The organism is Vogesella sp. EB, assembly GCF_001037925.1.
In the GTDB taxonomy this organism is placed as follows: Bacteria; Pseudomonadota; Gammaproteobacteria; order Burkholderiales; family Chromobacteriaceae; genus Vogesella; species Vogesella indigofera.
The window spans coordinates 1-22,642 of the sequence record NZ_LFDT01000039.1 but is presented as its reverse complement, the minus strand read 5'-3'; the positions used below and the strand labels follow the sequence as shown (position 1 = coordinate 22,642).

The 22,642-nt window shown below is 64.2% G+C and carries 20 protein-coding genes and 2 pseudogenes; 21 read left to right on the top strand and 1 reads right to left on the bottom strand.

The genetic code is table 11. The features are described from left to right. The 17 genes and pseudogenes from ACG97_RS15665 to ACG97_RS15585 form a co-directional block, all read left to right on the top strand. Positions 1 to 1,727, top strand: a pseudogene (locus ACG97_RS15665) (chromosome segregation protein SMC); the annotation flags it as partial. Between the two features lie 3 nt (positions 1,728 to 1,730). Beyond that, complete coding sequence (locus tag ACG97_RS17035) at positions 1,731 to 2,462, top strand: energy transducer TonB (protein ID WP_053068214.1); 732 nt, start codon at positions 1,731 to 1,733, stop codon at positions 2,460 to 2,462. Positions 2,463 to 2,665: 203 nt separating this feature from the next. Then, the gene (locus ACG97_RS15655) at positions 2,666 to 3,808 is read left to right on the top strand and encodes a cell division protein ZipA C-terminal FtsZ-binding domain-containing protein (protein WP_047968311.1); all 1,143 of its coding nucleotides are present in this window, start codon (positions 2,666 to 2,668) and stop codon (positions 3,806 to 3,808) included. Between the two features lie 64 nt (positions 3,809 to 3,872). After that, positions 3,873 to 6,302, top strand: coding sequence for an NAD-dependent DNA ligase LigA (ligA, locus tag ACG97_RS15650; protein WP_047968310.1), 2,430 nt, complete (start codon positions 3,873 to 3,875; stop codon positions 6,300 to 6,302). Positions 6,303 to 6,385: 83 nt separating this feature from the next. Further along, positions 6,386 to 7,258: a UTP--glucose-1-phosphate uridylyltransferase GalU gene (gene galU, locus ACG97_RS15645; RefSeq protein WP_047968309.1), complete on the top strand. Its 873-nt coding sequence runs from the start codon at positions 6,386 to 6,388 to the stop codon at positions 7,256 to 7,258. A 72-nt stretch (positions 7,259 to 7,330) separates the two neighbouring features. Then, positions 7,331 to 7,873: a hypoxanthine-guanine phosphoribosyltransferase gene (locus ACG97_RS15640; protein ID WP_047968308.1), complete on the top strand. Its 543-nt coding sequence runs from the start codon at positions 7,331 to 7,333 to the stop codon at positions 7,871 to 7,873. A gap of 105 nt (positions 7,874 to 7,978) precedes the next feature. Continuing rightward, positions 7,979 to 8,707: an S-methyl-5'-thioinosine phosphorylase gene (locus ACG97_RS15635; protein WP_047968307.1), complete on the top strand. Its 729-nt coding sequence runs from the start codon at positions 7,979 to 7,981 to the stop codon at positions 8,705 to 8,707. 28 nt (positions 8,708 to 8,735) lie between these two features. Then, positions 8,736 to 9,971, top strand: a complete 1,236-nt coding sequence (gene fliB / locus ACG97_RS15630) for a flagellin lysine-N-methylase (protein WP_047968306.1) — start codon at positions 8,736 to 8,738, stop codon at positions 9,969 to 9,971. A 119-nt stretch (positions 9,972 to 10,090) separates the two neighbouring features. After that, a complete protein-coding gene (locus ACG97_RS15625) occupies positions 10,091 to 11,572 on the top strand; it encodes a flagellin (protein WP_047968305.1) in 1,482 nt (493 codons plus the stop codon). An 86-nt stretch (positions 11,573 to 11,658) separates the two neighbouring features. Next, positions 11,659 to 12,066: a flagellar protein FlaG gene (locus tag ACG97_RS17400; RefSeq protein WP_082133834.1), complete on the top strand. Its 408-nt coding sequence runs from the start codon at positions 11,659 to 11,661 to the stop codon at positions 12,064 to 12,066. A gap of 63 nt (positions 12,067 to 12,129) precedes the next feature. Beyond that, positions 12,130 to 14,109, top strand: coding sequence for a flagellar filament capping protein FliD (fliD, locus tag ACG97_RS15615; protein ID WP_082133833.1), 1,980 nt, complete (start codon positions 12,130 to 12,132; stop codon positions 14,107 to 14,109). 28 nt (positions 14,110 to 14,137) lie between these two features. Further along, complete coding sequence (gene fliS / locus ACG97_RS15610; RefSeq protein ID WP_047968302.1) at positions 14,138 to 14,581, top strand: flagellar export chaperone FliS; 444 nt, start codon at positions 14,138 to 14,140, stop codon at positions 14,579 to 14,581. Further along, complete coding sequence (locus tag ACG97_RS15605; protein WP_047968301.1) at positions 14,568 to 14,888, top strand: hypothetical protein; 321 nt, start codon at positions 14,568 to 14,570, stop codon at positions 14,886 to 14,888. The genes fliS and ACG97_RS15605 overlap by 14 nt, the downstream gene beginning before the upstream one ends. 241 nt (positions 14,889 to 15,129) lie before the next feature. Next, positions 15,130 to 15,507 (top strand): DUF2802 domain-containing protein, encoded by a 378-nt coding sequence (locus ACG97_RS15600; protein ID WP_120809284.1) that lies wholly within the window; start codon positions 15,130 to 15,132, stop codon positions 15,505 to 15,507. After that, a complete protein-coding gene (locus ACG97_RS15595; protein WP_082133832.1) occupies positions 15,504 to 16,802 on the top strand; it encodes a flagellar hook-length control protein FliK in 1,299 nt (432 codons plus the stop codon). Before ACG97_RS15600 ends, ACG97_RS15595 begins: the two co-directional genes overlap by 4 nt. Beyond that, positions 16,792 to 17,112 (top strand): EscU/YscU/HrcU family type III secretion system export apparatus switch protein, encoded by a 321-nt coding sequence (locus ACG97_RS15590; RefSeq protein ID WP_047968299.1) that lies wholly within the window; start codon positions 16,792 to 16,794, stop codon positions 17,110 to 17,112. Before ACG97_RS15595 ends, ACG97_RS15590 begins: the two co-directional genes overlap by 11 nt. 39 nt (positions 17,113 to 17,151) lie before the next feature. Continuing rightward, entirely contained in the window at positions 17,152 to 18,024 is an 873-nt protein-coding gene (locus ACG97_RS15585; RefSeq protein ID WP_238377370.1) for an NAD(P)-dependent oxidoreductase, read from the top strand. A 75-nt stretch (positions 18,025 to 18,099) separates the two neighbouring features. Here ACG97_RS15585 and ACG97_RS15580 read toward each other — a convergent pair whose 3' ends face one another. After that, complete coding sequence (locus tag ACG97_RS15580) at positions 18,100 to 18,966, bottom strand: YicC/YloC family endoribonuclease (protein WP_047968298.1); 867 nt, start codon at positions 18,964 to 18,966, stop codon at positions 18,100 to 18,102. 88 nt (positions 18,967 to 19,054) lie between these two features. Here ACG97_RS15580 and ACG97_RS15575 point away from each other — a divergent pair, with 88 nt between their 5' ends. From ACG97_RS15575 to ACG97_RS15560, 4 genes and pseudogenes are all read left to right on the top strand, one after another. Further along, entirely contained in the window at positions 19,055 to 19,993 is a 939-nt protein-coding gene (locus ACG97_RS15575; RefSeq protein WP_047968313.1) for a serine/threonine-protein kinase, read from the top strand. Then, positions 19,990 to 20,862, top strand: coding sequence for a PP2C family serine/threonine-protein phosphatase (locus ACG97_RS15570; protein ID WP_047968297.1), 873 nt, complete (start codon positions 19,990 to 19,992; stop codon positions 20,860 to 20,862). The genes ACG97_RS15575 and ACG97_RS15570 overlap by 4 nt, the downstream gene beginning before the upstream one ends. Positions 20,863 to 20,934: 72 nt before the next feature. Further along, positions 20,935 to 21,651, top strand: coding sequence for a ribonuclease PH (rph, locus tag ACG97_RS15565; protein WP_047968296.1), 717 nt, complete (start codon positions 20,935 to 20,937; stop codon positions 21,649 to 21,651). Between the two features lie 165 nt (positions 21,652 to 21,816). Further along, positions 21,817 to 22,633, top strand: a pseudogene (locus tag ACG97_RS15560) (IS5 family transposase); the annotation flags it as partial. Positions 22,634 to 22,642: the final 9 nt, after the last annotated feature.

Sequence of the window (22,642 nt, the reverse complement as noted above, 5' to 3'; positions counted from 1 at the left end):
GCGCCGGCGCGCCGTTTGCCGCCGCGCTGGCCGACTGGCTGGCCGGCGTCTACTGTGCCGACACACTGGACGAGGCCATCGCCCGCCGTGGCGAGCTGGCCGCCGGTGAATGCTGGATCACGCCGGACGGCCACCGCGTCAGCGCGGTCAGCGTGCGCTTCAACGCCGCGCACAGCGGCGACGGCATGATGGCGCGCAAGGCGGCGCGCGATGCGGCGGCGGCAAGGTTGGCCGCAGTGCAGCCGCAGATCGACAGCGCCCAGCGCCGTCGCGACAGCGTGGCGTCGATGCTGGGCATGCTGGCCGAGGCGGTGCGTGCACAGAAGGGTGCGGTGTCGCGGCTGGAGGCGGAGCTGAACGCGGTGACGCTGGAGCACGTCAAGCTGGACCAGGCAGCGCGGCAGGGCGCCGCGCGTCTGGCGGCGATCCACGCCGAACAGCAGCGGCTGCAAGACGAGCGCGACACGGCACAGGAAACCATTGTTGAAGCCGAGCTGCTGGCCGAAGAAAACGCGATGCAGCTGGAAGAGCTGGCCGAACAGCTGGAAGACGTGCGTCTGGCGCGCCTGAACGCCGAGACCGGGCTGGAGCTGGCGCGCAACAAGACCCGCGACGCCGAGCGCATGCTGCACGAGATCAAGCTGGCGCAGCACACCGCCGAGCAGAAGGTGGCGGAGCTGGCGCGCCGCGCACGCGAACTGGAAGACCGTGATCTGCAGCTGGCCGAGCGCCTGGAAACGCTGGCGATGGAAGCGGAAACGGTGGAAGAGGCGGCGCCGGACGAGGTGCTGCAGGAGGCGCTGGGGCTGCGTGAAACGCGCGAGCAAACGTTGGCCGCAACGCGCGACCAGCTCAACGCGCTGACCGAGACCCTGCGCCAGTCCACGCAAAAGCAGCAGGAAATCAGCGCCGCGCTGCCGGCGCTGCGCGAGGCGCGTTCCGATTGGCTGCTGAAGCACCAGGAAGCGCGGCTCAACGTCGAGCGCTTCGACGAGGAGTTGAAAACCGCCGAGGCGGACGAGGCGGCGTTGCTGCCGCACCTGTCCGAGGCGGTGAAACCCAACGCGCTGGCGGCGGAAATCGCGCGCCTGGCGCGTGCCATCGACGGCCTCGGCGCGGTCAACCTCGCTGCGCTGCAGGAGCTGGAAGAGGCGCAGAAGCGCGGCGCTTACCTCGCCAGCCAGACCGACGACCTGCTGCAGGCGATGGCGACGCTGGAAGAGGCGATCGCCAGGATCGACGGCGAAACCCGCGACATGCTGCAGACCACCTACGACGCGGTCAACACCAAGATGAGCGAGTTTTTCCCGACCCTGTTCGGTGGTGGCCGCGCCGAGCTGGTGCTGACCGGCGACGACCTGCTGTCGGCCGGTATCCAGATCATCGCCCAGCCGCCGGGCAAGAAGAACAGCACCATCCACCTGCTGTCCGGCGGCGAAAAGGCGCTGACCGCGATGAGCCTGGTGTTCTCGCTGTTTAGCCTCAACCCGGCACCGTTCTGCCTGCTGGACGAGGTCGATGCGCCGCTGGACGACGCCAATACCAGCCGCTTCTGCGATCTGGTGAAGCAGATGGCGGCGCACACGCAGTTCCTGTACATCAGCCACAACCGCCTGACCATGGAAATGGCCGAGCAGCTGGTGGGGGTGACCATGCAGGAGCAGGGTTGCAGCCGCATCGTGGCGGTGGACATCGTCGAAGCGCTGAAAATGCGCGAAACGGCCTGAACGATGCGCGCGGCGCTGCTACTGTCGCTGTTGCTGCACGCGCTGCTGCTGGCCGCGTTTGCCTGGCAGTTCCGCCCGCTGCCGGCGCTGACGCCGCCCTTGCAGGTACTGTTGCTGTCAGCACCCGCCCCCGCGGCGCTGATGGCATCGCGTGGCGGCAAGCATGCCGTTGCGCCTGCAGCAGCCCGGCCACCGGCAGTGACCAAGTCTCCGACACCGGCACCGGCCGCACGCCGCGCCACGCCGGCGGCATCCGCGCCAGCGCGGACTAGCGCCACGCCGCCCGCGACGGTATTGGCAGCCGGCAAGGCCGCAGCGGCGAGCAGGAGCGCACCGCCCAGCAGCAGTAGCACGGGCAGCAACACTGCGGCCAACCTTGCCTCGGCCGCCGCCGGTGCGGCCTCGCCGCCAGCCCTTGCCAACGGCAATACTGCCACCGGCGGCGAAAAGACGGGCGAAAGCCGCGCGGTGCGGGTACGCTTTTCGCCGAAGCCGCCCTATCCGGCGCTGTCGCGCGAGCTGGGCGAGGAGGGTGTGGTGTTGCTGCGCATCTCGGTCAGTGCCGGCGGAGAGTTCGAGCAGGTGCAGCTGTTGCGCTCCAGCGGCTTCATCCGTCTCGACCGCGCCGCGCGTGACGGCGTGCGCAGCTGGCGCTTTGACGCCGCGTGGCAGGGCGGACAGCCGGTGGCGGACAGTATCGACATCCCGGTGCGCTTCCGCCTCGATGAGTTGTAGCCGGCCGCGGCCTCCGCGCGCGGCGATGTCGCGCTGCCGCTGGCGGTTTTTTCGTGAAAATTACGCTTTTGGCTGGCAAAACCAAAAAATTGAGCCCGTTTTCGATAGAGAATGGCCGATGACGCGAGGGTGGCCACCGTTTGCGTTGCGACGTTTGTTATAATACTGTCCTGAATAATGGCCACAGCAGTGGATAAGGCTCGATGAGCGACATACAAATAGGCTTGCTGATGCTGGGGGGGATCGTCATCGCCCTGGTGTTCGCCTTCAATACATACCAGGAATGGCGCTTTCGCAAGCGGACCCGCCAGGCCTTTTCACGTCATCACGCCGATGTGCTGCTGGACGTGCCCAAGAATCATGTCCGCGACGGCAAGCAGGAGCGGCTGGAGCCGGTGTTGCTGCAGGACGAGGACGATACCCCCGCCTACCTGAACGACACCCCGCCGCAGCACGCCTTTACGCCGCCGCCTGTCGTCAGCGAACCGCTGCCGGAAGAGGATGACGAAGTGGTGGCGATGGACGCCGCCGACCACCAGGCGCTGGTGGTGGCGCTGCTGGATCCGTCGCTGGATTTCATCGCCGAAGTGGTGTTCAGCCGGCCGCTGACGCTGTCGTCGCTGCCGCGCTTCAATGTCGCCAAGCGGGTGCAGGCCATCCTGCGCAGCGAGCGCGGGCTGTGGACGCCGGCCGAGCTGCTGCCGGGCACCCGTTACAAGCAGGTCAACTTCGGCCTGCAGCTGGTCGACCGCAGCGGCGCGGTCACCGAGCAGGAGCTGGCCAGCTTCTGCCAGCAGATCAACCATTATGCCGAGCAGTTCGATGCCCAGGTCAGCTTCCCGCAGCGCCAGCAGAAGCTGGTCGCCGCGCGCGAGCTGGACCGTTTCTGCGCCGATGTCGACGTGCTGATCGGCATCAATATCGTGCCGGTGGCGCCAATCTCCGGTGCGCGCCTGCGCAGCGTGGCCGAAGCCGCCGGGCTGCAGCTGGAGCCGGACGGCCAGTTCCACTACCTCGCCGATTCCGGCAATTCGCTGTACTCGCTGGCCTCGGCCGACCAGACGCCGTTCACGCTGCACAACCTGCTCGACAAGTCGTTCCCGGCGCTGACACTGCTGTTCGACGTGCCACGCGTGGCCGGCGGTGCCGCGGTGTTCGACCGCGCCATTGCCTTCGCGCTGCAGCTGACGCAGGAATTCGACGCGCGCCTGGTCGACGACAACCGCCGCGAGCTGAGCGAAGCCGGACTGCTGAAGATCCGCGAGCAGCTGGTGCGCATCTACGGCAATATGGACGACCGCGGCATCGCACCGGGCAGTGTCGCCGCCTTGCGCCTGTTTGCCTGATTCTTGCCGTTTTCATTGTTTCCGCACGCCGGCCCTTGCCGGCGTGCTGCATTTGGGGCCTTCCATGACCAAACCTACTCCCGAGATCGAAGCCCGCGCCCGCGAGTTGGCCGCACTGCTGGAACGCTACAACCACGAGTACTACCTGCTGGATGCGCCGACGGTGCCGGATGCCGAGTACGACCGCCTGTTCCGCGAGCTGCAGCAGCTGGAAGCCGACTGCCCGGCGCTGGCCAGCGACGCCTCGCCGACGCGGCGCGTCGGTGGCGCGCCGCTGCCGGCCTTCGACAGCGTGGTGCACAGCGTGCCGATGCTGTCGCTGTCCAATGCCTTTTCCGACCTGCAGCAGGATGACTTCGCCAGCCGCCACGCCGAGCTGATCGCCTTCGACGAGCGGGTGGGCAAGGACCTGGCTGCGGCCAACGTCGAGTACGCCACCGAGCCCAAGTTCGACGGCCTGGCGGTGAGCCTGCTGTACCGCGACGGTGTGCTGGTGCAGGCCGCCACCCGTGGCGACGGCGCCAGTGGCGAGAATGTCACCGCCAATATCCGTACCGTGCGCTCGGTGCCGCTGCAGCTGCGTGCGGCCAACGTGCCCTCGCTGCTGGAAGTGCGCGGCGAGGTGCTGATGCTGAAACGCGATTTCGAGCGCCTGAATGACGCGCAGCGCGAGCGTGGCGACAAGACCTTCGCCAACCCGCGCAATGCCGCCGCCGGCAGCCTGCGGCAGCTGGATTCGCGCATCACTGCACAGCGCCGGCTGTCGTTCTTTGCCTACGCCATCGCTCAGGTGGAAGGTGCCGACTGGCCGGCCAGCCACGCCGGCGAGATGGACTGGCTGGCGGCGCTGGGCTTCCCGGTGGTCGCGGCCGAGCTGCGCCCGGTGGTGCGGGGCGCCGCCGGACTGGCCGCTTACTACGAAGGCGTGCTGGCGCAGCGCGCCACGCTGCCATTCGAGATCGATGGCGTGGTGTACAAGGTGAACAGCCGTGCGCTGCAGGCACGGCTGGGCTTTGTGTCGCGTGCGCCGCGCTGGGCGATTGCGCACAAGTTTCCGGCTGAGGAGGCGTTGACCCGGGTGGAGGCGATCGAGGAGCAGGTTGGCCGCACCGGCGCCATCACCCCGGTGGCACGGCTGCAGCCGGTGTTCGTCGGCGGCGTCACGGTGACCAACGCCACGCTGCACAACGAGGACGAAGTGCGGCGCAAGGATGTGCGCGTCGGCGACACGGTGATCGTGCGCCGCGCTGGCGACGTGATTCCCGAAGTGGTGGCGGTAGTGCTGGACCAGCGCCCGCTGCGGCCAATCTTGGGTGGCGATCTGTTCAGCCAGGGCGAGGAGCCGATGTATCCGGCTTACCGCCTGCCCACTGCCTGCCCGGTATGTGGCAGCCACGTGGTGCGCGAGGAGGGCGAGGCCATCGCGCGCTGCTCCGGCGGGCTGGTGTGCAAGGCGCAGCGCACGCAGGCGATCCAGCACTTTGCGGGCCGCCGCATGATGGACATCGACGGCTTGGGCGAGCGCTATATCGACAAGCTGGTGGAGTTCGACTACGTGAAGAGCGTGGCCGACCTGTACCGCCTGACACTGGACGACCTGCTGCAGATGAAGCGCCGCGCCGACGAGCAGGAAGGCGTGACGCCGGAAACCGTCAGGGCCGGCAAGGTGGCCACCAAGTGGGCCGACAATCTGATCGAGGCGATCAGCGCCAGCAAACGTCCGCCGCTGGCGCGCTTGCTGTTCGCGCTGGGCATCCGCCACGTCGGCGAATCCACCGCCAAGACACTGGCCGACTGGCTGGGCACGCTGGATAACGTGCGCCGCGCGCCGCGTGCGGTACTGGCGGCACTGCCGGACATCGGCGGCGTGGTGGCGGAGTCGATCGCCGAATTCTTCGCCGAGGCGCAGAACGAACAGGTGATCGACGCGCTGCTGGCCGCCGGCGTGGCACCGGTCGACGAGCACGCGCCCAAGGCGCAGCTGCGCGACAAGCTGGCTGCGGCCAACCTTTACGCGCGGCTGAATGTGCCGCGGCTGACCGAGGTGCGCGCGCAGCAGCTGGCGGCGCAGCAGGGCGAGCCGGCAACGTTGGCCGCAATGCCGCGGGTGGACGTGATCCAGCTCGACCTGCCGGCGGAGGTGGTCAACGCGCTGGCCGACTGGCTGGACGACGCGGCCAACCGCATGCAGCTGCAGGCCATCGCCGACTATTGCCGCGCGCTGCTGGTCGGGCTGCCGCAGACCGAAGCCGCACCACAGAACGAGGCGGTGGCCGGCAAGACCTTCGTGCTGACCGGTACGCTGCCGACCATGGGCCGCGATCAGGCCAAAGCCTTAATAGAGGAGGCCGGCGGCAAGGTGTCCGGCAGCGTGTCGAAGAAGACCCACTACGTGGTGGCTGGCGCCGAGGCCGGCAGCAAGCTGGACAAGGCGCTGGAGCTGGGGGTGACGGTGCTGGACGAGGCCGGCCTGCTGGCCTTGCTGGCGTCGTGACGGCAGGCAAAACTAGAGCGGTGGCGATAAAACGCCTACAATTGCCCGCTACTTAACATGTTGTCCGGATAAAAAGACTCATCATGCAAAAAGTTACCAAAGCGGTATTCCCGGTGGCCGGCATGGGCACCCGCTTCCTGCCCGCCACCAAGGCCAGCCCGAAAGAGATGCTGCCTATCGTCGACAAACCGCTGATCCAGTACGCGGTGGAGGAGGCAGTGGCCGCCGGCATCACCGAGCTGATCTTCATCACCGGTCGCAACAAGCGCAGCATCGAGGACCACTTCGACAAGGCCTACGAGCTGGAAACCGAGCTGGAAAACCGCAACAAGAAAAAACTGCTGGAAACGGTACAGCAGATTCTGCCGGCCAACGTCAGCTGCATCTACATCCGCCAGGCGGAAGCGCTGGGGCTGGGGCACGCGGTGCTGTGCGCCAAGCCGGTGGTCGGCAACGAGCCATTCGCGGTGATCCTGGCCGACGACCTGATCGACGGCGAGCCGGGGGCGATGGAGCAGATGGTGCGCGTGTTCAACGAGACGCACAGCTCGGTGCTGGGCGTGGAAACCGTGGCGCGCGAGGAGACCGGTTCCTACGGCATCGTCGAGGTCGCCACCGATGGCAACGGCCGGCAGCAGGTGTCCAGCATCGTGGAGAAACCGCATCCCGACGTGGCACCGTCCAACCTGGCGGTGGTCGGCCGTTACATCCTGACGCCGCGCATTTTCGACAAGCTGCTCAATACCGTGCCTGGCGCCGGCGGCGAGATCCAGCTCACCGACGGCATCGCCGCGTTGCTGAAGGACGAACCGGTACTGGCCTATCCGTTTACCGGCAAGCGCTACGATTGCGGCTCGAAACTGGGCTATCTTAAAGCCACGGTGGAATACGGCCTCAAGCATCACGAGGTCGGCAGCGAGTTTGCCGCCTTCCTGGCCAGCCTGCCGCGCGCCTGAGCGCAAAACTATCCATCACGCCGCCTGCCGCGTCAGGCGGCGTGTCGTTTTCTTGAATAAGGACTCATCATCATGGCTAATGTTGCCGAAGCCCGTGGCATTCTGAATAGCTCGGACATCCTGTTTTCCGCCGAAGAGGTCAATGCCGCGGTCGACCGCATGGCCGCCGACATCACCGCCGAGCTGGGGGAAAGCTACCCGCTGGTACTGTCGGTGATGGGCGGTGCGGTGGTGTTCACCGGCCAGCTGCTGCCGCGCCTGATTTTCCCGCTCGACTTCGACTACGTGCACGTGTCCCGCTACGGCGACAAGACCCAGGGCGGCGAGCTGGTGTGGAAAACCGCACCGAAGGAAGACGTGCGCGACCGCGTGGTGCTGGTGCTGGACGACATCCTGGACGAAGGCCACACCATGGCGGCGATCCGCGACAAGGTGCTGGCGATGGGTGCCAAGGCCTTCTACAGCGGCGTGTTCGCCAACAAGCTGATCAGCAAGGACAAGCCGATCAAGGCCGATTTCGTCGGCATCGACGTGCCGGATCGTTACGTGTTCGGCTACGGCATGGACGTGCGCGGCGCCTGGCGCAACCTGCCGGCCATCCACGCGCTGAAGTAAGCCTGGCGATACACCCCGGCCAGCCCGCAACCGTAAATGTTGCGGGCTTTTTTCATGCCTGCGGATTAGAATTCGGCACAGAGCAGCCATAACAAGGAGAACGTCATGCTCGCCATCATCGGAGGCAGTAGCCTCGCCAAATTGCCCATTCTCGAAGTGACCCATCGCCAGGTTGTGCGTACCCCGTATGGCGACCCGTCCTGCGCGCTGACCTTCGGCCGCATCGGTATGCAGAACGTGGTGTTCATTGCCCGCCACGGCTATGGCAACTCCATCGCCCCGCACGAGATCAACTACCGCGCCAATATCTGGGCCTTGCACAGTGTCGGCGTCAAGGGCGTGATTGCCATCGGCAGCGTCGGCGGCATCCGCCCGGACATGGTGCCGGGCAGCCTGGTGATTCCCGACAATATTGTCGACTACAGCTGGGGCCGCAAGCACACCTTCTTCGAGGGGCCGGAAAAACCGGTGGTGCACGTCGACTTCACCTGGCCGTTTGACCGCGAGTTGCGCGCCCGTCTGGTGCAGACCGGTCGCGAGGCCGGCTTGAGCGTGATCGACGGCGCGGTCTATGCCTGCACCCAGGGGCCGAGGCTGGAAAGCGCGGCGGAAATCCGCCGTGTCGAGCAGGACGGCGCCGATATGGTCGGCATGACCGGCATGCCGGAGGCGGCATTGGCGCGCGAACTGGCGCTGCCTTACGCCAATCTCAGTCTGGTGGTGAACTGGGCGGCCGGCAAGGGCAACAGCAGCGAGACGGTTGCCCTGCCGGAGACGGTGTTCGAGCACGGAGTCAGCAAGATCCTGGCCGTGCTGACGCAACTGGCAAAATGAGCAACCACCGGCATTCAGGAAAGAGACGATGGCCGAAACCCAATTGAAAAGCATGATCGCCCCCGCGTATCTGGCGCAGTTTTCCTGTCTTGGTCCGGCGTGCCCCGACACCTGTTGCTACGGCTGGCGTATCCCGGTCGAGCATGAAACCTATCTGCGCCTGCAAAGCCTGCCGGATAAAGAACTGAAACCATTGATCAAGAAAGCGCTGCATCGCGGTTCGGGCAAGAGTGGCAGCAGGGATTTCGGTTTCCTGTCGGTGAGTACCGAAGAGCATGCGCGCTGCGAATTGCTGGATGGTGAGGGACTTTGCAGTCTTCATAAGAAGTGTGGTGAGCAGATGTTGCCCGATGTCTGTGCCGCCTATCCCCGTGCCACCAAGTTGGTCGCCGGTGTGCTGGAGCAGTTTGCCTCGCCGTCCTGCCCGGAAATCGCGCGTCTGATCATTGAAAACGAGCACGCCTTGCAGCTGCAACAGCTGCAACTGCCTACCCGTGCCAGCACCATTGCCAGTATCCCAGCGGCGATTGCCAGCCCGGAAATGGAGCAGGTGCGGGCATTCTTCCTGGCGATTCTGGCGGCTACGGAAGTACCGTTATGGCAAAGACTTGCCTTGCAACTGCTGATCGCGGAGTCATTGCAGCAGACGGTGGACCAGTTCGATGCCGCTTCCGGGGCGGTATTGCTGGACGACATCACGGCGCTGCTGCTCGACTGGCAACAACAGCTGCAAAACGGGCAGGCACTTGCCGCGCTGCAGGGCTGGCAGCGCCACGAGCAGTTGCACATCAAAACGTTGGCCGCCGCCAGCCGGGTACGGGCCGATCTGCACTTCAATCGCCCGCGTTACCTGGAGCTGATTACCGAGGCCTTGCAAGCGTTGGGGGCGGGGCAACCGGAGGCCGAGGTGGATGAGGCAGTACTGTGCCGCACCTTTGCCGCGACGGCGCTGTCTGCCGAGGTCGAGCAGTGGCTGGGCCGCATCCTGCTCAATCACGCCCATACCGGCTACTTTCCGCTGCAAGGGCAGGTCGTGCAGGATGTGCAGCAGCTGTGCATGGAGTACCTGCTATTACGTTTCTGGCTGGTGGGCCTGACCGCAGCAAGGCAGCGTCAGCTTGCGGCCAAGGAAGTCATTGAGCTGGTGTACCTGTTTTATAGAACCAGCATTCATCAGGAAAATTACCTGCCTTACTGCATGGCCGGCTTCCAACAGGCGGGTCTGGTGAAACCGGAGCACTGGCTGCTATTGCTGCCGGATTAAAAATTTTCACCGGATGGCTAAAGCTTTCCGGTGACGGTCCGATAAAGCTAGGGAAGGCGGTAGCAGCGGCACGGGGCCGGCTGGTACAACGCCCAGATTGATGATTCCAAGGAGCAACCATGCTGACCATCAACACTAACGTGGCTTCGCTGAACTCGCAGCGTAATATGTCCGGTTCCCAAAGCGCCTTGTCCACCTCGCTGCAGCGCCTGTCGTCCGGCCTGCGCATCAACAGCGCCAAAGACGATGCCGCCGGTCTGGCCATCTCCGAGCGCATGGGCGGTCAGGTCCGCGGTATGGATCAGGCCCGTCGCAACGCCAACGATGGCGTGTCGATGGCTCAGACTGCTGAAGGCGCACTGTCTTCCGCTGGTAACATCCTGCAGCGTGTTCGTGAGCTGGCGGTACAGTCGTCCAACTCCAGTAACTCGGCTTCCGACCGTCAGGCTTTGCAGTCCGAAGTGACGCAGCTGACTTCCGAACTGGACCGTATTTCCCAGACTACCGAATTCAACGGCCAGAAGCTGCTGGATGGTTCGTCCGGCACCCTGACCTTCCAGGTCGGCGCCAACGCCAACCAGACCATCCAAGCATCTGGCTCCAACTTCCGTACCAGCAACTACGGCAACAACAACCTGTCCGTTGCCGGTCCGGTTGCTGGTAACGCCACCTCTTTGGTGGCCGCTAAGGCTATCGCGGTGAGCGGCTCGCAGGGTTCTGCCACCTACACCACTGTGGCTGGTGACACCGCCAAGTCGATTGCCCAAGGTATCAACAACCTGAGCAGCCAGACCGGTGTAAATGCTACCGCCAAGACCGAGGCCAACTTGTCCGGTCTCGTCGCCAACAAGTCCTACGCGGTAGACGTGGTGTCCGATAACGGCACTGCCGTGCGCGTTTCCTTCTCCACCGGCGCCACCGTTACCAGTTCGAACGACCTGTCCGAAGCGATCAATGCCTTTAATGCCGCTTCTGGCAAGACCGGCGTGACTGCTGAATTCGACAGCAAGTATGGCGGTATCAAGCTGACCAATGCCACAGGCAACGACATCAGTCTGACCAACAGCAGTGCTGCTGGTGCCGACTTCAACACTGCGGGTTACACCGTGGCCGGTTCGGATGGCACTGCAGCCAACGCTGCCGCTGCACTGACTGCCGCCGATGCCGCTGCCGGTGCCGGTGGGGTGTCGTTTGTGAACGGTACCGTACGCCTCGACTCCGATAAGAGCTTCTCGGTGACGGATGCCGGCTCCGGTTTCTTCGGGGCGGGCGGTTCCTCGACCCTGCAAACGGTGGCTTCGCTGGACGTGACTTCGTTCGCCAACTCGCAGAAAGCGATCAAGATCGTTGACTCTGCACTGCAGGCGATCAACGGCCAGCGTGCCCAGTTTGGTGCCTTGCAGTCCCGCTTCGAGAACACCATCTCCAACCTGCAGTCGTCGTCGGAGAACCTGAGTGCCTCGCGTAGCCGTATTCAGGATACCGACTTTGCTTCGGAAACCGCTAAACTGAGCCGTAACCAGGTGCTGCAACAGGCTGGTACCGCCATGCTGGCGCAGGCCAACCAGTTGCCACAGCAAGTACTGTCGCTGCTGCGTTAATCAAGGTGGGTGAGGGCATGGCCCTCCTGTAACCCTGCGTGCCTGGCGTGGCCCCCACGCCAGGCTTTTCGTCTTGGAGGTGTACTATGTCGTCATTATCGCCACTGTTGCCGGTTGCCACACCTGTTACCACCACCTTGTCTGACGGTGCCGGTCGCTCTGCGCCGTTACCAGCCCAGCAAGCCAGTGCCCCGACGGTGCCGGTCTCTGCCGGTGCGGTGCAAGCGCTGTCCAGTAGTGCTGCAAGTGGTCAGGGCAAGAACGTGCCGGACAAGGAAGAACTGGCGCAGGCTACGGAAAAGATCAGCAAGCTGGTCGCCACCTTTGCCAGCGAACTGAACTTCTCCATCGATGAAGATCTGGGCGTGCCGATTGTGAAGGTGATCGATAAGCACACCGACAAGGTGATCCGCCAGATTCCGACCGAAGAAGTGCTGGAACTGTCCAAGAATCTGGACAAGCTGGTCGGGGTTTTGTATCAGAGCAAGGCGTAATTTTGGTTGCAGCAAGCGTAGTGCCGGCAGGTCCTACGACTGAATAATGGCGGGAGAAATATCATGGCATTGAGTTCGAGCGGTCTTGGTTCCGGGATGGATATTGACAGCCTGGTTTCCAAGCTGATGAATATTGAAACCCGCCCATTATTGAAGCTGCAGCAGAAGCAACAGGTTTTCGAAAGCAAGATCTCGGCGGTCGGCCAGGTCAAGAATGGCCTGGCGTCGTTCCAGGCCGCGCTGAAGGCGCTGCAGGATCCGGCAAAATACCAGACGCTGTCGTCGTCTACCTCCGACAAGGATGTGGCCGAGATCAGTGCCGGTGCCAAGGCACCGGTGGGCGGCTTTAGCCTGAAGGTGGAAACGTTGGCCGCAGCGCAGAAGCTGTCGTCGAGTATTTTCACCAGCAGCAAGACCGCCATCAATGGTGCGACCGAGGAAACACTCAGTTTTTCCTTTGGCACCACTTCCGGCGCCACCTTCACCCCGCTGTCCGGCTCGACCCAGAAGGATGTCAAGATCCCGGCCAATGCCACGCTCGAACAGGTACGCGATGCGGTCAACAAGGCCAATATCGGCGTCAGCGCCAGTATCGTCAATGACGGCAGCGGTTACCGGCTGATCTACTCTTCCGGCAAGACCGGTACCGAGAGCACGCTGAAGGTAACGGCTGCCGGTGGCGCCACTTCGCCGCTGGCGAACCTGACCCATGATCCGGCGGGCACGACCATGACGGTGTTGCAGCCGGCCAAGGATGCCGTGTTTTACGTCGATGGCCTGAAAATCACCAAACAGTCCAACACCGTCAGCGACGCCATCGATGGCGTGACGCTGACGCTGAAAAAAGAGCAGGAAGCGGGCGATGCGGCGCTGAAGATGAATGTCAGCCGCGACACGGCCGGCATCAAGAAAACATTGGAAGACTTTGTGAAGTCGTACAACGACTTTACAAAGGTGTTGAAGGAGACGACGGCGGCGACGCCCGGTACCGCGCCCGGCGAGGCCGGTTCATCGTCTCCGTTGAGTGGCGTGGCGGCGATTCGCGGCATCGAAACGCAATTGCGTGCCGCTTTTGGTGCCGCCACCAAGAATAGCGGCAGCTACCAGGTGGCCAGCCAGCTGGGGCTGGCTTTTGCCAAGGATGGCAGTCTGAGTCTGGACTCGAGCAAGCTGAGCAAGGCGATCGAAGCCTCGCCGGATGATGTGGCCAAGTTTTTTGCCACCGGTGCCCAGGTTAATGGCAAAGGCATGTCCTATGTGTCGAGTACCGACAAGACCGTGGCCGGCAGCTACGAGGTCTCCGTCAGTGCTTTGACCACCGGTTACAATCAGGCTGGCAGCGTGCCGACGCTGCCGGTTTCCGGCACCAAGGCATTTTCGGTCATGATCGACAACACCACCGTCAACGCCCAGGTTACCGGTACCTATAACAGTGCCACCGAATTGGCCAAGGCGCTGGAAACCGCCATCAACGGCGATGCCGGCCTGGTGGCGGCCAAGGGGCAGGTCTCGGTCACGGTTGACGAAGACAGCGGCAAATTGCTGATTTCTTCAGTCAAGACCGGTACCGAGTCCAAGGTCAACGTGCTGAGTGGCCTGGATTTTGCCGGCTTTGCCGCCGCTAGCGGTGTCGCCGGCTCGGCGAGTGTGGCCGGTACCATCGGTGGTTACGCGGCACGTGGTGACGGCAACAAGCTGATCGGGGCGGTCGGCACCCCGGTAGAGGGCCTGACCATCGAGCTCAGCGGTGGTACCATCGGTGACCGTGGCTCGCTGACCTATACGCAGGGTTTCTCCTTCAATCTGGACAAGAAGCTGGAGGGGATGCTCAGTACCAATGGCACACTGGACTCGTTTAACAAGGGCCTGAACGCGTCGCTGAAAGACTTGCAGAAGCAGCAGGACACCATGGCCAAGCGCCTGGAGACAACCGAGGCCCGCTACAAGGCCCAGTTCAATGCGATGGACCGCCTGCTGGCGCAGCTGAACGCCAGCAGCTCGTTCCTGACCCAGCAAATCAGCAGCATGCAAAAGAGTTCCTGAACTGGATAACATCGATTAAGGCTTCATCATGGCACTTTCTAGGCATATGCAGGCCGCTTACGGTCGCTCCGCACTTGAGACCGAGGTATTGGTAGCGACCCCTCATAAACTGGTGCTCATGTTGCTGGATGGTGCGTTGCAGGCGATCCGGCGCGCAAAGATCGCGATGGAAGCCGGGCAAGTCGCTGACAAGGGCATGCTGATCGGCAAGGCGATCTCGATCGTGGACGAAGGGCTGCGCTTGGCGCTTGATCACGAAAAAGGCGGCGACATTGCCAGCAATCTTGACCAGCTCTACGAGTACTGCACCCGCCAGTTGTTTCAGGCCAACATCAATAACGATCCCGCGTTGCTGGACCAGGTGTGTGCGCTGTTGAATGAAATCCGCGATGCCTGGGTCCAGATCGGGGTGCCGGCCAACGCGCAGGGCAGTGCACCGGGTGACGCAGGAAAAGTCTATGGCGCAGCCTGAGCTGGCGGAAGACTGGTGTGCCTGGCTGTCGCTGGTGCAAGCGCTGTCAACAGCGGTCGAAGCCCAGGATTGGGAGCGGGCGGTAGTATTGGCGGAGCAACTGGGGGCGGCACAGGTGACGCTGTCGCCATTGTCGGCGCTGCCCGCCGCCGCGCATGACGGGGTGTTGGCCGAGCTGCTCAACGCGCAGCGTTTGCTGCAAGCCCTGACCCAGCAGGTTAGCGCCAGCAAAGGCCAGTTGCAGCCGGAAATGGCGCTGCTGAAAACGCGGCAAAACCTGCTTTCTACCTATAAAGACAGCCTCTAGCCGGCACCGTTTTTCGGTGTGGATGGGGGTTTACCTTTGCGGCTAACCTGCAAACGACGCTGTTATCCTGCCGATTGCGTGCCATAGTAAAAGCAGTGTTGCCGTACCGCACCGTGTTCCTGGATGACAGAGGGCAGGCCGGCATCGCTTGTGATCGTTACCCTGCCAGCACCAACAAGCTTGAGGACATTCGCCCTTTTCCTGAGCCAGAGGGAATGTCCGTGTTACCGGAGTCGTGATCATGACCATTTATCTGGTGTTGCTGATTGGCCTGATGATCGCGCAGGCCGTCGCAGTCTTCTATCTGTGGCAACGGCTGTTGCGCATCGAGTCCGAGCGCGCGGTCGAGGCGGTCAGCCATGAGCAGCTGCAGAAGCAGCTGGCGGCCGCACAGCGCAATATCCAGGACATTGCGCTGATGGCACAGCAGAAAGTGGTTGAACACGAGCCACGGCAGCAGTTGCCGGCCGCCAGCAGCGAGGGCATTAGCCCCTACAATCAGGCGGTGGAAATGTTCAAGCGCGGCCTGGGCAGTGCCGATGTTGCCGAGCGCTGCGGCATTTCCCGCAGCGAGGCCGAGCTGATACTGTCGCTGTACCGCAATAGCCCCACTCCATGATTTCCCTGCCCCCGATTCTTGCGCCGGGCAAACAGTCGACCGGCGCGGCCGAAGCGTCGACGATTGTTGCCAATCGTCCCGGTCGCGAGACGACGCGCAGCCCGGTCGAGGTTACCTCGTCACCCGCGCGCTTGCCGGCATTGCAGTCCGGCGAGACCGTCACCGCCCACATCACCGAACGCCTGCCGGATGGCAAGCTGGCCGCCTCCATCAAGGGCGAGGCCTTCGTGCTGAGCCTGCCCAAGGGCATGACCGCCGATGGCAATGCGCTGTCGCTGCGCGTGACCGCCGGGCCGCCGCTGTCGTTCAATCTGCTGGACGTGCTGCAGGACCCGGCGACGGCGCTGCGCAGCAGCGAGCTGGCGCGGGCGGTTTCGGCGGCACTGCAGGACGACAACAGCACCGCGTTGCAGACCCTGTCGCAGCCGGGGCGGCTGCCCGATCTCGCCCGTGGCGAGGTGGTCACCGGCCGGCTGGCGGAGCGCCTGGCGGACGGCAGTGCGATGGTGCTGATCAAGAATGCGGTGTTCAACCTGAAGGCGCCGGCGGACGGTCTGCTGACCAAGGAGCCGATGCTGTTGCGGGTGGGGGCGAGCTCGCCACTGTTGCAGTTCGATCTGCTGCGTCTCAATGCGCTGCCGGACGAAAAATCGGTGCCGGTGGCCTTTACCTCGGGCGGCCGCTATCTGAACGGCTTGCTGGACGCGGCAACGCAGTCGGCGGCGCGCGGCAGCCTCACCCTGCTGTCCGATCCGGCGGCGCCGGGTGCCGGCGAGCAGCTGCGGCAGTCGGTGGAAAAAAGCGGCGTCTTTTACGAGTCGCACCAGCGGGCGTGGGTCGATGGCCGCCTTTCGCTGGAAGAGCTGAAGCTGGAGCCGCAGGCCAAGCTGCTGCACGAGGGCCGGGCTGGGCTGTCGCCGGAACTGGGGCAGTTGGTGCAGAAGCAGCTGGAGGTGCACGAGCAGAAAGTGCTGGTGTTCCAGGGGCAGGCATGGCCGGGACAGGCGGTGGACTGGGAAATCCAGCGCGAGGAAGTCGCCGAGCGCGAAGCGGATGGCGAGCTGGAGTTGCCGGTGTGGCAAACGCGGCTGAATCTGGAGCTGCCGGCATTGGGCGGCGTCGGGGCGCGGCTGCGCATGGTGGGCAAGCAGGTGCAGGTGGTGTTCGATGCCGATGATGGGCAGACCGCACAACTGATCGAGCAGTATCGCAGCCGACTTGGCTCGGCACTGGAAGGCGCCGGTCTGGCGCTGGCCAGCCTGCTGGTCAAGCACGAGGCCGACGATGAAGCCTGAGCATCGCCGTTCGGCGGTCGCGCTGCGCTACAGCGAGGACAGTGCGGCGCCAAAAGTGGTGGCCAAGGGCTATGGTCGCATGGCCGAGCGCATCATCGAGCAGGCAAAGGAAGCCGGCGTCTTCGTGCACGACTCGCCGGAGCTGGTCAACCTGCTGATGCAGGTTGACATGGACAATCACATCCCGCCGGAGCTGTATCGCGCGGTGGCCGAAATCCTCGCCTTCCTCTATTTCCTCGAGCACCATGCCACCGGCAAGGACATGAATTTCGAACAGTGGCTGGCGCAGCGCCAGCCCCCTCCATCCTGAGCCGGCGAGTGGCCGGCTTGCATTTCTCTGCTTAGGAACATGATGAAAGTTGCGTATATCGGTCTGGGGATCATGGGGCGCCCGTGTGTGGAAAACCTGCTCAAGGCCGGACATGAAGTCTGGGTCTGGGCGCGGCGGCGCGAGAGCGCCGAACCGCTGCTGGCGCAGGGCGCCCACTGGGCGGACAGCCCGCGGGCGCTTGCGGCCAACGTCGAGGTGCTGGTGACCAATGTCTCCGATACTGCCGATGTCGAGGCGGTGCTGCTGGGCGAGCATGGCGTGGTGCACGGCGCGCGGCCGGGACTGGTGTGCGTCGACATGAGCACCATTTCGCCGATCGGCGCGCGCGAGATCGCCGCCAAGCTGGCCGCCAGCGGCATCGACTTCCTCGATTGCCCGGTGTCTGGCGGTGAAGTCGGCGCCATCAACGGCACGCTGACCATCATGGTCGGCGGCAAGGCGGCGGCGCTGGCCACCGCGCGGCCGGTGTTGCAGGCGATGGGCAAGACCATCACCCATATCGGCGACAGCGGGGCCGGGCAGGTGGCCAAGGCCTGCAACCAGATCGCGGTCGGCGTCGGCGTGGCGGCGGTGGCGGAAGTGATGAAGCTGGCCAAGGCTTGCGGTGTAGACCCGGCGCCGGTGCGCGAGGCGTTGCTGGGCGGCTTTGCCAGCAGCCGGGTGCTGGACGTGCACGGCCAGCGCATGATCGACGACAACTACGCGCCGGGCTTCAAGGCCAAGCTGCACCAGAAGGACATGGGCATCGTGCTGGACACCGCGGCGTCGCTGGGCATCAAGCTGCCAGAGGCCGCGCGCGTCGCCGGCCTGATCGACCAGCTGGTGGCCAATGGCGAGGGCGAGCTGGATTCCTCCGCCATCGCACGACTGATCTGGCAGGATAACGACTGAGCCACGCTAAAAAAATTGCGGCCAACCTTGCTGCAAGGTTGGCCGCAATGCGGTGAGCGTCGGTAGCGCTAAGGCTTATTCGACGTTCTGAATCTGTTCGCGCATCTGCTCGATCAGGACCTTCAGCTCCACCGAGGCCTGTGTGGTTTCGGTGGCGACCGACTTGGAGCCGAGGGTGTTGGCTTCGCGGTTGAGCTCCTGCATCAGGAAGTCCAGCCGCTTGCCGACCTGGCCGCCGGTCTTCAGGATGCGGCGGATCTCGCTGAGGTGGGTGCTCAGGCGCTCCAGCTCCTCGTCGACGTCGATCTTCTGCGCGAACAGCGCGAATTCCTGCTTGATGCGGTCGTCGTCGACATTGCCCAGCGCCTCCTGCAGCCGCGCCGACAGCTTGGCACGATAGGCGTCCAGGATCAGCGGCAGGCGCGGCTTGATGTCGCTGATGATCTGCGCCATCGACTCCAGCCGGTCGCGCAGCACCTGCGCCAGTTTTTCGCCTTCGCGGCCGCGGGTGGCGCGGAAGTCTTCCAGCACCACCTTCAGGCCGTCGAGGCACAGCTGTTGCAGTACTTCCGGCGGCAGCGAATTGGATTTCAGCACCCCCGGCCAGCGCAGCAGCTCGCCCATGCCCAGTTCGCGCATTTGCGGCGCGATGGTCTTGACCTGGTTGCTGATCGCCAGCAGGCGCTGCACCATGTCCGGGTTCAGTTCCAGTTGCTGGTTGTCGTTGTCGTTCTGGCTGATGCCGACGCGGCATTCCACCTTGCCGCGGGTGACGCGGCCGGCGATCAGCTCGCGCATTTGCGCCTCGATCACGCGCAGCTCTTCCGGCAGCCGCATCTGCACGTCGAGGTAGCGGTGGTTCACCGCGCGCAGTTCAATGGATAATAGGCCGCCCGGGAAGTCGCGGGTGGCGGAGGCAAAGCCTGTCATACTCAGGATCATGGGAGCTCCGGCTGTCATGGTTTTCAGGAAGACATGCCCCGAATAGCTAGGGTTCCGATTCAGGGGCCGCTACACTATAACAATGCACATGACGCAATCCAAGCAAAGCGCACTGCCCGCCGGCTTCCGGCTGGATGACTACACCATCGTCCGCGAGCTCAGCTCCGGCGGTTTCAGTCAGGTCTACCTGGCGCTGGATCACTACGACCGCAAGTTCGCGATCAAGGAATACCTGCCGCTGGACATGACCAGCCGCCAGCCCGGCGGCGAGGTCACCATTATCGACGAGCTGGACCGCGAGGCGTTCCGTGTCGGTCTGAAGTGCTTCTTCGAGGAGGCGCGGGTGCTGGCCGGCATCCAGCATCCCAATATCGTGCGGGTGGTGAACTTCTTCCGGGCCAACAACACGGTGTACATGGTGATGGAGTACACCGAGGGTCGGCCGCTGAGCAAGGAGCTGACGCTGGCCGCCGGCAGCCTGCCGGAGGCGCGGCTGCGCAAGCTGTTTGCCGAGCTGATCGGCGGCCTGCGCGAGGTGCACCAGCAGCAACTGCTGCACCTCGACATCAAGCCAGCCAACATCTACCTGCGCCGCAACGGCTCGCCGGTGCTGCTCGATTTCGGTGCCGCACGCCAGGCCTTGCGGCGACCGGGGCAGGCGCTGACCGCGATGTTCACCCCCGGCTATGCCGCACCGGAACAGTACGACGCCAAGGCCAAGCTCGGGCCGTGGACCGATATCTACGGCCTCGGCGCCAGCCTGTACGCGATGCTGGGCGGTGGTCGCCTGCCGGCGGCAGACGAGCGGCTGCAGGCCGACACGCTGCAACCGGCCAGCAAGCTGTTCGCACGCCACTATTCGCCGCAATTGCTGGCGCTGGTCGATGCCTGCCTGCAGCTGGAGCCGCAGCGGCGGCCGGACAGCCTGGCGCAGATGCAGCAGAGCCTGCTGGCCAATGACTATGTCACGCCGCTGCCCTCGCTATGGCAGAAGGCCAGTGCCTGGCTGACGGGGAAAAAGCGATGAAGTTCGCGCTGGCAGTCGATTCCCGCATCGGCGGACGCGGCAATAACGAAGACCGGCTGGCGGTGACCTGTTCCCGCGAGTGCGTGTTGCTGGTGGTGGCCGACGGCATGGGCGGCCATATCGACGGCGAAGTGGCGGCGCGGATCGCCACCGAGGTACTGGTGCAGCAGTTCCGCTGCCAGGCCACGCCGCGGCTGCTGCAGCCGGGCGACTTCCTGCGCTGGGCGCTGGGCGAGGCGCACCAGGCCATCATCGACCACGCCATCGCCCACCACCTGCGCGAGATTCCCAGCACCACGGTGGTGGTGGCCATCGTGCAGGACGACACCGTGTACTGCGCCTACGCCGGCGATTCGCGGCTGTATCTGCTGGAGCAGGGTGCGGTGCGTTTCCGCAGCCGCGACCATTCCCACGTGCAGCGCCTGATCGACAGCGGCCAGCTGACCGAGGCCGAGGCTGCGGTGCACCCGGCGCGCAACCGCATCTACAACTGCCTGGGCGCGATGGGCGAGCCGGAAGTCAGCGTCCTCCATCCGCTGCCGCTGCAGGCCGGCTGCAGCGTGCTGCTATGCAGCGACGGGCTGTGGAGCGTGGTGCCGGACCCGGAGCTGGCGCGCGTGTTCCATGGGCGGGTGGCGCCGGCGGTACTGCCGGCGCTGATGACGGTGGCGGAAAAACGCGGCGGCGAACGCGGCGACAACCTGTCGGCGGTGGCGTTCACCCTGCTGCCGGCGGATGCGGCGCTGGACGGCCGCAGCGGCTACATCGACAGCGGCACGCTGACCGGCTTCCTGCCCGATGACGCGATCCCCGGCCTGCTGATGGAGCATGAACTGGCCGCCGAACTGCTGCCCCGGCAGCCGCACTGAGCGGCAAGCCGCCGCGCGCGGCAGGGTGATCGGGTAGAATCGCGCTGTTATTCCTACCCGAGAGCCCGCGCCATGCGTTCATCCCAACGACTTGCCGACGCGCTGCGCAGCGTCCGCATTACCCGCAATTACACCCGCCACGCCGAAGGATCGGTACTGATCGAATTCGGCGACACCAAGGTGATCTGCACCGCCAGCGTTGACGAAACGGTGCCCGGCTTCCTGAAGGGCAAGGGCCAGGGCTGGGTCACCGCCGAATACGGCATGCTGCCGCGCTCGACCCACAGTCGCATGCGCCGCGAGGCGGCCAGCGGCAAGCAATCCGGCCGCACCCAGGAAATCCAGCGCCTGATCGGGCGCAGCCTGCGCGCGGTGGTGGACCTGGCCAAGCTGGGCGAGCGCCAGATCCAGATCGATTGCGACGTGATCCAGGCTGACGGCGGCACCCGCACCGCCAGTATCACCGGTGCCTATATCGCGCTGGCCGATGCCATCAACGGCCTGCTGGCCGCCGGCAAGCTCAGCGAAAACCCGCTGCGCCAGCACGTGGCGGCGATTTCGGTCGGCATCGTCGACGGCGTGCCGCTGCTGGACCTCGACTACGAGGAAGACTCCGGCTGCGAAACTGACATGAACGTGGTGATGACCGGTGACGGCCACTTTGTCGAGGTGCAGGGCACCGCGGAAGGGGTACCGTTCAGCCGCGCGGAGATGGACGCCTTGCTGCAACTGGCGGAAAAAGGCATCGCCGAACTGGTTGCGCTGCAGCGCGAGGCGCTGGCGAAGTAACCGGCGCGAAAGCGATCGTGCCATCCGCTGCGATGGCGCCATAAACAAACAGGGTTGGCCGCATGCGGCCAACCCTGTTTGCCTTGATGCTGCCGTGTGTGTGGGCACGGCGGATAGGCTTTGTTGCACAAATCCGTGCTTGCCAAGGCTTGGTAAGCTAGCTGCATAACCAAGCCCGCTCCGAAACAATACCGAACGACCAACTGGAAAGCCTACAACCAAGCTCTGATCCTGCGTGGCTCTTTGTCCATCTGGCTGGACACAAACATGGCATGGCAGGCAAAACCGCGGGGGAAGCGTGGTCGAGCGCAGACCTACAGCGATGCGGCCATTCAATTCTGTTTGACCATCAAGAATGTGCTCGGGCTGGCGTTGCGGCAGACCATCGGTTTCATTCAAAGCCTGCTCAAGCTGGCGGGCCTGGGCTGGGGCGTCCCGGACTACAGCACCTTGTCTCGGCGTCAGCAAACACTGCAAGTCAGCATTCCCTATCAAAAGTGTTCAGGCGCGTTGCATCTGCTGGTTGATAACACGGGCATCAAAATGCTGGGCGAAGCTGAGTGGAAAACCAAGAAACACGGCGCGGAATATCGCCGGCAATGGCGCAAGGTGCATTTGAGCATCGACGCGGAAACCCTGCAAATCCATGCTATTGAGGTAACGGACAATCGCCAGAGCGATGCGCAAATGTTGCCTTCGCTATTGGCGCAAATCCCGTCCAATGAACCGATAGCCTGCGTGAGTGGCGATGGTGCTTTTGATACCAAGGCGTGTCATGAGGCGATTGCAGCGCGGGGGTGCAATGGGGTGAATCCCGACGCGCAAGAATGCTCGGCCGTGGAAAGGAAGCTCACTGGGCGTGCAGGCCTGGAACGAGATTCTCCGGGCCACTAAGCGACGAGGTAGGGCGATCTGGAAGCGCTGGAGTGGCTACCATCGCCGCAGCTTGGTCGAAACTAAGATGCATTGCTTCAAACTGCTGTGATCTGCC

What these genes read in the sequence shown, in the direction of transcription:
- fliS (WP_047968302.1), top strand. Translation starts at nt 14,138, where the DNA reads ATGGCACTTTCTAGGCATATGCAGGCCGCTTACGGTCGCTCCGCACTT.
- ACG97_RS15575 (WP_047968313.1), top strand. Translation starts at nt 19,055, where the DNA reads ATGACGCAATCCAAGCAAAGCGCACTGCCCGCCGGCTTCCGGCTGGAT.
- ACG97_RS15595 (WP_082133832.1), top strand. Translation starts at nt 15,504, where the DNA reads ATGATTTCCCTGCCCCCGATTCTTGCGCCGGGCAAACAGTCGACCGGC.
- ACG97_RS17035 (WP_053068214.1), top strand. Translation starts at nt 1,731, where the DNA reads ATGCGCGCGGCGCTGCTACTGTCGCTGTTGCTGCACGCGCTGCTGCTG.
- ACG97_RS15655 (WP_047968311.1), top strand. Translation starts at nt 2,666, where the DNA reads ATGAGCGACATACAAATAGGCTTGCTGATGCTGGGGGGGATCGTCATC.
- ACG97_RS15590 (WP_047968299.1), top strand. Translation starts at nt 16,792, where the DNA reads ATGAAGCCTGAGCATCGCCGTTCGGCGGTCGCGCTGCGCTACAGCGAG.
- ACG97_RS17400 (WP_082133834.1), top strand. Translation starts at nt 11,659, where the DNA reads ATGTCGTCATTATCGCCACTGTTGCCGGTTGCCACACCTGTTACCACC.
- ACG97_RS15580 (WP_047968298.1), bottom strand. Translation starts at nt 18,966, where the DNA reads ATGATCCTGAGTATGACAGGCTTTGCCTCCGCCACCCGCGACTTCCCG.
- fliD (WP_082133833.1), top strand. Translation starts at nt 12,130, where the DNA reads ATGGCATTGAGTTCGAGCGGTCTTGGTTCCGGGATGGATATTGACAGC.
- ACG97_RS15635 (WP_047968307.1), top strand. Translation starts at nt 7,979, where the DNA reads ATGCTCGCCATCATCGGAGGCAGTAGCCTCGCCAAATTGCCCATTCTC.
- ACG97_RS15600 (WP_120809284.1), top strand. Translation starts at nt 15,130, where the DNA reads ATGACCATTTATCTGGTGTTGCTGATTGGCCTGATGATCGCGCAGGCC.
- ACG97_RS15570 (WP_047968297.1), top strand. Translation starts at nt 19,990, where the DNA reads ATGAAGTTCGCGCTGGCAGTCGATTCCCGCATCGGCGGACGCGGCAAT.
- fliB (WP_047968306.1), top strand. Translation starts at nt 8,736, where the DNA reads ATGGCCGAAACCCAATTGAAAAGCATGATCGCCCCCGCGTATCTGGCG.
- rph (WP_047968296.1), top strand. Translation starts at nt 20,935, where the DNA reads ATGCGTTCATCCCAACGACTTGCCGACGCGCTGCGCAGCGTCCGCATT.
- ACG97_RS15585 (WP_238377370.1), top strand. Translation starts at nt 17,152, where the DNA reads ATGATGAAAGTTGCGTATATCGGTCTGGGGATCATGGGGCGCCCGTGT.
- ligA (WP_047968310.1), top strand. Translation starts at nt 3,873, where the DNA reads ATGACCAAACCTACTCCCGAGATCGAAGCCCGCGCCCGCGAGTTGGCC.
- ACG97_RS15640 (WP_047968308.1), top strand. Translation starts at nt 7,331, where the DNA reads ATGGCTAATGTTGCCGAAGCCCGTGGCATTCTGAATAGCTCGGACATC.
- ACG97_RS15605 (WP_047968301.1), top strand. Translation starts at nt 14,568, where the DNA reads ATGGCGCAGCCTGAGCTGGCGGAAGACTGGTGTGCCTGGCTGTCGCTG.
- ACG97_RS15625 (WP_047968305.1), top strand. Translation starts at nt 10,091, where the DNA reads ATGCTGACCATCAACACTAACGTGGCTTCGCTGAACTCGCAGCGTAAT.
- galU (WP_047968309.1), top strand. Translation starts at nt 6,386, where the DNA reads ATGCAAAAAGTTACCAAAGCGGTATTCCCGGTGGCCGGCATGGGCACC.